Source organism: Halomonas sp., assembly GCF_033549285.1.
Lineage (GTDB): Bacteria > Pseudomonadota > Gammaproteobacteria > Pseudomonadales > Halomonadaceae > Halomonas.
In genome coordinates, this window is sequence record NZ_JAWSUJ010000153.1 from 1 (window position 1) to 5,985 (window position 5,985).

The following is a 5,985-nucleotide window of genomic DNA, read 5'->3' on the forward strand; positions in this document are numbered from 1 at the left end:
TCACCTCCTCTACTGGACATAACATCAGTATAGGAAAGACTGACGCGGTGGTGGCTGATCAACATGAGTAATCAGGTGCCCCTTTGAGGGGCTAACAATATAAAGCCCCCGGCTTTGCCGGGGGATACTTACTGTGTTTGCGGTGGACTCTGACCGTCCCGTCGCTAATGTCGAGCTCACGGGCCGCCGACTTGGTGGAGTGCCCCGCCAGCAGATACCGCACGATCTCCCGTTCGCGCTGTGTCAGTGCTTCCTGGCCAAAGCTTTCGAAGGCGGCCTCTACCGGTTCACGCTCTTCCAGGCTTGCCTGAAAGCTATGACCTTGCCATTTCCAATATTCGCTCAGGAGAGCGTCGATGACAGGTGTGACGTGTCGCAGCGCAAGCATGACGCGCCTTGTCACCCGAGCCCCGTCACCGCGGAAGCCAAGGGATACGACCATCACCACGTCGCCGTCGACCCTAGCAAAGAGGCCGACCTCGTCGGTGAGGCCCAGGGCGCGGTAGTAGTGATGGAAGTAGTCGCTATTCTCGAACCGGTCTGGGGCCAGTTCGCGAAGGCGGTGGGCACTGCGATCAAGGCCATCGTGGACGGCCTTGAAGAAGGGGTCGAGGAGATAGGCCTCGCTCAAGTAGCGCTCGATACCCTGCTCCCGGCGTTCCGGTGGGTAGTTGTCATGGACCAGCAGGGGGCGGTGCTGGCCCTTGTAGGTATTGATCAGAATGGTGTCAAAGCCGGCCAACTCGTAGAGAGCCTGCTCTAACAGAGAGGGAAAACTGCTGCTGCCGGCATTTCGGATCAGCTGGGCTAGGCGCTGGTGCCAGGCCTGGGAGTCGGCGGTGGCAAAAGGGTCGGGAGAGATCACGTTGATGGGCCCCGGCAGAGCGTCTATGAATAGGTCAGATTGAGCATACCATGTTCGTCATTGTCCTCGACTCTGAACAGGGAAGGCCGGAATTCCTTGTGAGCCGGGCATGATCAAGCTGTTACACGGTGTGTAGCCGTGCGGACGCCCACAACGCCACAGAATGAACGTTTGCAGCGTGGCGTCCCCCCTCGAGCGCATCACGATGGGGAGCTGGATCTTCGCAACGTGGCCACCGTCGGCGTGGACGAAACCGCGTCCCGGCGCGGCCAGCGTTTCGTGACGGGTTCCTCGATATGCAACGCAAACAGGAGCCTGTGATTTTCCCGTACCAGGCCACGGCAAGGACACCATCGAGGCCTTCGGCGCCTTTCTGGCGACCCATGGCGGTGATCCGGACAACGTGGTCGAGGTCGTCTGCGACATGTCACAAGCCTTACTCAGCGTTGTGTCAAAGCATCTTCCCAGGACCGAAGTCACGGTCGACTGGTTCAATATCGTGCAGACCTTCACCAAGAGGCTGGACGAGGTGTGCAAGAAGGTGCTCAAGGAGCTGGTGGCCGACCGGATCGCCACGGCCGATGCCTGGGTGATCAGAGATGAAGCTGCGCTGGATCCAGAAGGCCCCGACGCCGCGAGCGGCCCGGTGGCGTATCACGAACTACCTCAAGGTCATGTAGGCGGCGGTCTCCCAGAAGCCACTGCTGAAGCCGAAGAGGAAGGCTCTGGCGTCACCGGGGCGGACCATACATTTTCTGTACATGAGGGTCTCATGTTGGCAGCCATGCCAGGGCTGGATACCCTGCCACATAGGTATGGCAAGCAAAGGATAAAGACATGTCTCTTCACGCCCCCGACCAAGACACCGTAATGGGCGCTTTCCTGACGTTCTTGGAGAAGGACCTGGTAAACCGCCCAAGCTGTATTCGACCCGTCACGACCAAGACCTTTGCCGAGGCTGAGCGCCTGACGGCGGGTATCGAGGTGAACCTCGCTGAGGCGCTTCATGAAGACCGTTTGGCAGCTACGCGAAGCTGTGACGGTGAGTAGCCTCGTGGAGGGGCGGTCGGTGAGCGTAAAGCAAGCGACATTATAATATCGATAAAAAGCCATATCGATGTTATAATGTCGATATGAAAACGCGACATGTCACTCTCAGCCCTAAAGCCTCCCTCTCCCTGCGTCTGTTCGCCGGACTGATCGAAGAGGGAAGGCTACGTAAGGGGTGGACCCGCGACGAGCTCGCTGAGCGGGTTGGCGTCGGCGTGGTCACGATCCGTCAGGTCGCCAAGGGCTCCCCCCGAGTGGCCATCGGGACTTACTTCGAAGCCGCGGCGCTGGTCGGCGTGTCGCTGTTCACCGATGACCCGGACACACTGAAACGTGAACAGGCGACACAGCGGGAGCGCTTGACGTTGCTTCCCAAGCGGATTCGCCGTTCCCCCCAAGAGCCCATCGATGATGACTTCTAGTCGACGCGCCTACGTCTGGATCTGGCTTCCCGGACAGACATCCCCCGTGGTCGCCGGTCGCGTCGACCGCGATGACAAGGATCGCTATCGCTTCACCTATGGTCGTCGCTACCTTGAGCGTCCTGATGCGATCAGCCTCTTCCCGAACGAGCTTCCTCTTCAGCCAGGAAACCAGGAACAGGCCGACGGTGCGCTGCCCTCTTGCCTGCGTGACGCCTCCCCGGATGCCTGGGGACGTCGCGTCATCATCAACCGTCTGACAGGGCAGAAAGGCGATGCGGCTGATGGTGTCGACTTCAACGAGCTGGTCTACCTGCTCGAATCCGGCTCGGACAGGATCGGTGCGCTGGATTTCCAAGCATCTGCCACCGATTACAGGCCGCGCGAGAGCCAGGCTGCCACCCTGGATGAGTTGCAGGAAGCCTCAGCGTATGTGGAGGCAGGAGAACCGCTACCCCCGGCCCTGGACCAGGCCATTCAGCACGGCAGCAGTATCGGTGGTGCCCGCCCCAAGGCCCTTCTGGACGACCGGGATCGCAAGCTGGTGGCCAAGTTCTCTTCCAGCACTGACCTCTACAGCGTGGTGAAGGCGGAGTTCGTCGCCATGCGACTCGCCAGGCAGACGGGGCTCGATGTCGCGCCCGTCGAGATGGCCCGCTCACTGGGCAAGGATGTCCTGCTAGTGGAACGCTTCGACAGAGTGAAGACCACTGACGGCTGGGGTAGGCACATTGTGCTCTCGGCCCTCACGCTGCTCGGTCTGGACGAGATGATGGCCCGCTATGCCAGCTATGAAGATCTCGCCCATCGGGTCCGGGCCGAGTTCGACCAGCCTGGGCAAACGCTGCGCGAGCTGTTCGGTCGCATCGTCTTCAACGTGCTCTGCGGCAACACCGACGACCATGCACGTAACCATGCTGCCTTCTGGGATGGCGGGAGCTATCGACTGACGCCGGCCTACGACATCTGCCCGCAGTCACGCACGGGTGGCGAAGCCACCCAGGCAATGCTGCTGCATGGTCAAGAACGCCGCAGTCAGCTGGTCCACTGCCTGGCAGCCGCGGAGGGGCTTGGACTGAGCCAGACTCAGGCCCGTGAGATCATCAATCACCAGATGGCGACTATTCATGAGCACTGGGGGGCTATCTGTGATGAGGCCAACCTGAGCCCGGTCGACCGCGACTTTCTGTGGGGCAGGCAGTTTCTGAACCCGTTTGCGTTGGAGGGCTATACCGAGGCATGAGCTGGCCTTCTCCTGGCCAGATCACAGGCGTCATTGTCAAAAGGCGGCTGCACGAAGTATAAGGAGTCGGCTGCACTGTGGTCTGGGACATCGGACTGATTGGCCTTCAAGGCGGCGTAGAGGACCGTCTTGCTGACCTTGATCCGTGCGGCGGCCTCGTGGACATTCAGCCCGTTGGCCAGGTGCTCCCTTGCCTGCATCAGCTTGTCGTCAGTGACGGCGGGCTTGCGTCCTCCTTTGCGCCCACGAGTGGCGGCCGCAGCAAGCCCCGCCTCCGGGTCAGGTCGCGCTCGAACTACCCCAGGGCGCCGAACACGTGGAAGATCAGCCGCCCACCCGGCGTGGTGGTGTCGATGTTTTCGGTCAGCGACCGGAATCCGACGCCACGCTCCTCCAGGGTGCTGACGACCTCGATCAGGTGCGGCAGCGAGCGTCCCAGTCGATCCAGTCGCCACACGACCAGCACATCCCCTTCGCGTAGGAACGCTAGGGCGGCCGTCAGGCCGGGTCGTTCCGCCTTGCCTCCAGAAACCGTGTCATCGAAGATTCGCCCGCCGCACCCCGCCTTGTGAAGTGCATCGGTCTGCAAGGCGGTGTCCAGCTCCACCGTCGAGACCCGCGAATAGCCGAGCAGCGCCATTGGCCGCCCCTATATGACCGTTATTCCGTACGCCTATCTTTTTTCCGACAACCCATCCAACAAGCATATTCTCGGACATTGTCCGGGTTGGCCGTCTAACGATCGTTTGACGGACGTCGGCTTCACGATTAGAGTATCTATAGGTATTACCTGGTGATAGGAGGCCGGTAATGGCAACATCACTCAAGATCGACGATGCACTGAAAGAACGCGTCAAACATCTTGCCAGTCAGCGCCGGCGCTCGTCGCACTGGATCATGCTCGAAGCCATCCAGCAGTACGTCGAGCGTGAGGAAGCCCGCGAGAGCTTCAAGCAGGAAGCCTTGGCATCCTGGGCGGCCTATCAGGAAACCGGGCGGCACCTAACCGGACAGGAAGTGCGCACCTGGTTGAACACCTGGGGCACCGAAGATGAAAAGGCGATGCCTGAGTGCCACAAGTAATTGTTACTGAAGGCGCAGCCGAAGGCTTGGAGCGATGCCGGAGATTTCTGGCCATCAAATCCCCGGAAGCCGCGAGTCGGGCCGGGCAGGCCATCGAGCGACACTTCCTGCTACTGGAATCATCCCCCGACATTGGCCGGCCGCTCTCTGAAATGCCCGAGCTGCGTGAACTGGTGATTCCCTTCGGGGACTCCGGCTACGTGGCACTGTACCACTACGAGCTAGCCGCTGAGGCGGTGTATGTCTTGGCATTCAGGCATCAGAAAGAGGCGGGGTATTGAGCGTTTTTGGATACCCTTTTCGTTGCATGTAGCGGAGGGGCGTAACACCCTGTTACATGAAACGAGCAAAGGATTCGCCTTGGTGGCAACCAACAACACGAACCATCGGGTGAAGAAGCACCATGCCGCCTTGCGAGCGGCCGGCCTGCACCCGATCCAGATCTGGGTGCCGGATACCCGCCAACCCGGCTTCGCCGAAGAAGCTCGCCGTCAGTGCGCTGTCGTAGCGGCTGAAGACGTCGGAAATCCGGAGCTGCAGGATTTCATGGAGTCAGATCTCCTGGACCTGGGTGACGATGAGTGTGGCGCATGAGGCGCGTCGACCTGATGACCATTGCCCTATCGAGGGGCGTCGGGAAGCCACGTCCCCCCTCATCATCCCGTCGGATCAGTTTGCCGGCACCGGCAGTGTGACGGTTCAGTTGCTCTACAGCACCCGGGTCGATGCGCCGGTGATCCGCCTCGATGTAGAGCCCACCCCCGAGAATGGCCTGCAGCAACGCTCCCAGATATGGTGGACAAGCCCACGATGGTGAAGCGAGAGAGAGTAGGGAGGTCTTCGGCCACCTCGATGACAGCGCGATGATCGCCGTTAACTGGACGCTGGCCGTCTTCCTGGGCTTTGCGTGAGCGAGGCTCGACCTGCCGACACCAGGCCTTGCAGAGCCCTTTCCCACGCACAGCGCTGATGGGCAGCACCGTGTGTAAAGAAAGCGGCATTATAATATCGATAAAACCCCTTATCGATACTTTCTTGTCGCTATGAAAACGCGACGTGTCACCCTCAGACCTTAAGCCTACCGTTTCCTGCGTCTGTTCGCCGGACTGATTGAAGAGGGAAGGCTACGAAAGGGGTGGACCCGCGACGAGTTTGTGGGATGAAAAAAGAATGGCTCTTCGACGCCGGGTGAGGAATTCGCCCCCTGAGCTGAGCCAGGATATGACCTCCACGATGACAGGAGGCATGGCATGGACGGCACCCAGATTCTGACCCTCGGCTTGGGCCTGGAAGCGCCCTGGATCCTCAAGGACCAGCACCTG

General features: G+C 60.4%; 8 protein-coding genes and 1 pseudogene. 7 read left to right on the plus strand and 2 right to left on the minus strand.

Translation table 11 applies throughout. The features are described 5' to 3' along the window. Positions 1-91: 91 nt before the first annotated feature. The gene (locus tag SCI24_RS20330; protein WP_318727104.1) at positions 92-865 is read right to left on the minus strand and encodes a LuxR C-terminal-related transcriptional regulator; all 774 of its coding nucleotides are present in this window, start codon (positions 863-865) and stop codon (positions 92-94) included. Positions 866-1,238: 373 nt separating this feature from the next. On the opposite strand from SCI24_RS20330, the gene SCI24_RS20335 reads away from it, so the two are divergent. From SCI24_RS20335 to SCI24_RS20350, 4 genes are all read left to right on the plus strand, one after another. After that, positions 1,239-1,736, plus strand: coding sequence for a transposase (locus tag SCI24_RS20335; RefSeq protein ID WP_318727111.1), 498 nt, complete (start codon positions 1,239-1,241; stop codon positions 1,734-1,736). Beyond that, positions 1,736-1,915, plus strand: coding sequence for a type II toxin-antitoxin system PrlF family antitoxin (locus SCI24_RS20340; protein ID WP_318727105.1), 180 nt, complete (start codon positions 1,736-1,738; stop codon positions 1,913-1,915). The genes SCI24_RS20335 and SCI24_RS20340 overlap by 1 nt, the downstream gene beginning before the upstream one ends. An 83-nt stretch (positions 1,916-1,998) precedes the next feature. Next, positions 1,999-2,337, plus strand: a complete 339-nt coding sequence (locus SCI24_RS20345) for a helix-turn-helix transcriptional regulator (protein ID WP_318727106.1) — start codon at positions 1,999-2,001, stop codon at positions 2,335-2,337. Continuing rightward, the gene (locus tag SCI24_RS20350) at positions 2,324-3,580 is read left to right on the plus strand and encodes a type II toxin-antitoxin system HipA family toxin (protein ID WP_318727107.1); all 1,257 of its coding nucleotides are present in this window, start codon (positions 2,324-2,326) and stop codon (positions 3,578-3,580) included. The genes SCI24_RS20345 and SCI24_RS20350 overlap by 14 nt, the downstream gene beginning before the upstream one ends. Here the strand turns inward: SCI24_RS20350 and SCI24_RS20355 are convergent. Then, positions 3,565-4,220, minus strand: a pseudogene (locus SCI24_RS20355) (recombinase family protein). The gene SCI24_RS20350 and the pseudogene SCI24_RS20355 sit on opposite strands and share 16 nt — an antisense overlap. Positions 4,221-4,390: 170 nt before the next feature. Between SCI24_RS20355 and SCI24_RS20360 the strand changes: the two are divergent. The 3 genes from SCI24_RS20360 to SCI24_RS20370 all read left to right on the plus strand — a co-directional run bounded on the left by SCI24_RS20360 (position 4,391) and on the right by SCI24_RS20370 (position 5,257). Then, positions 4,391-4,663: a CopG family ribbon-helix-helix protein gene (locus tag SCI24_RS20360; protein ID WP_318727108.1), complete on the plus strand. Its 273-nt coding sequence runs from the start codon at positions 4,391-4,393 to the stop codon at positions 4,661-4,663. Continuing rightward, complete coding sequence (locus tag SCI24_RS20365; RefSeq protein ID WP_318727109.1) at positions 4,651-4,944, plus strand: type II toxin-antitoxin system RelE/ParE family toxin; 294 nt, start codon at positions 4,651-4,653, stop codon at positions 4,942-4,944. The genes SCI24_RS20360 and SCI24_RS20365 overlap by 13 nt, the downstream gene beginning before the upstream one ends. Before the next feature lie 82 nt (positions 4,945-5,026). Continuing rightward, entirely contained in the window at positions 5,027-5,257 is a 231-nt protein-coding gene (locus tag SCI24_RS20370; RefSeq protein ID WP_318727110.1) for an antitoxin MazE family protein, read from the plus strand. The last annotated feature ends 728 nt before the right edge of the window (positions 5,258-5,985 follow it).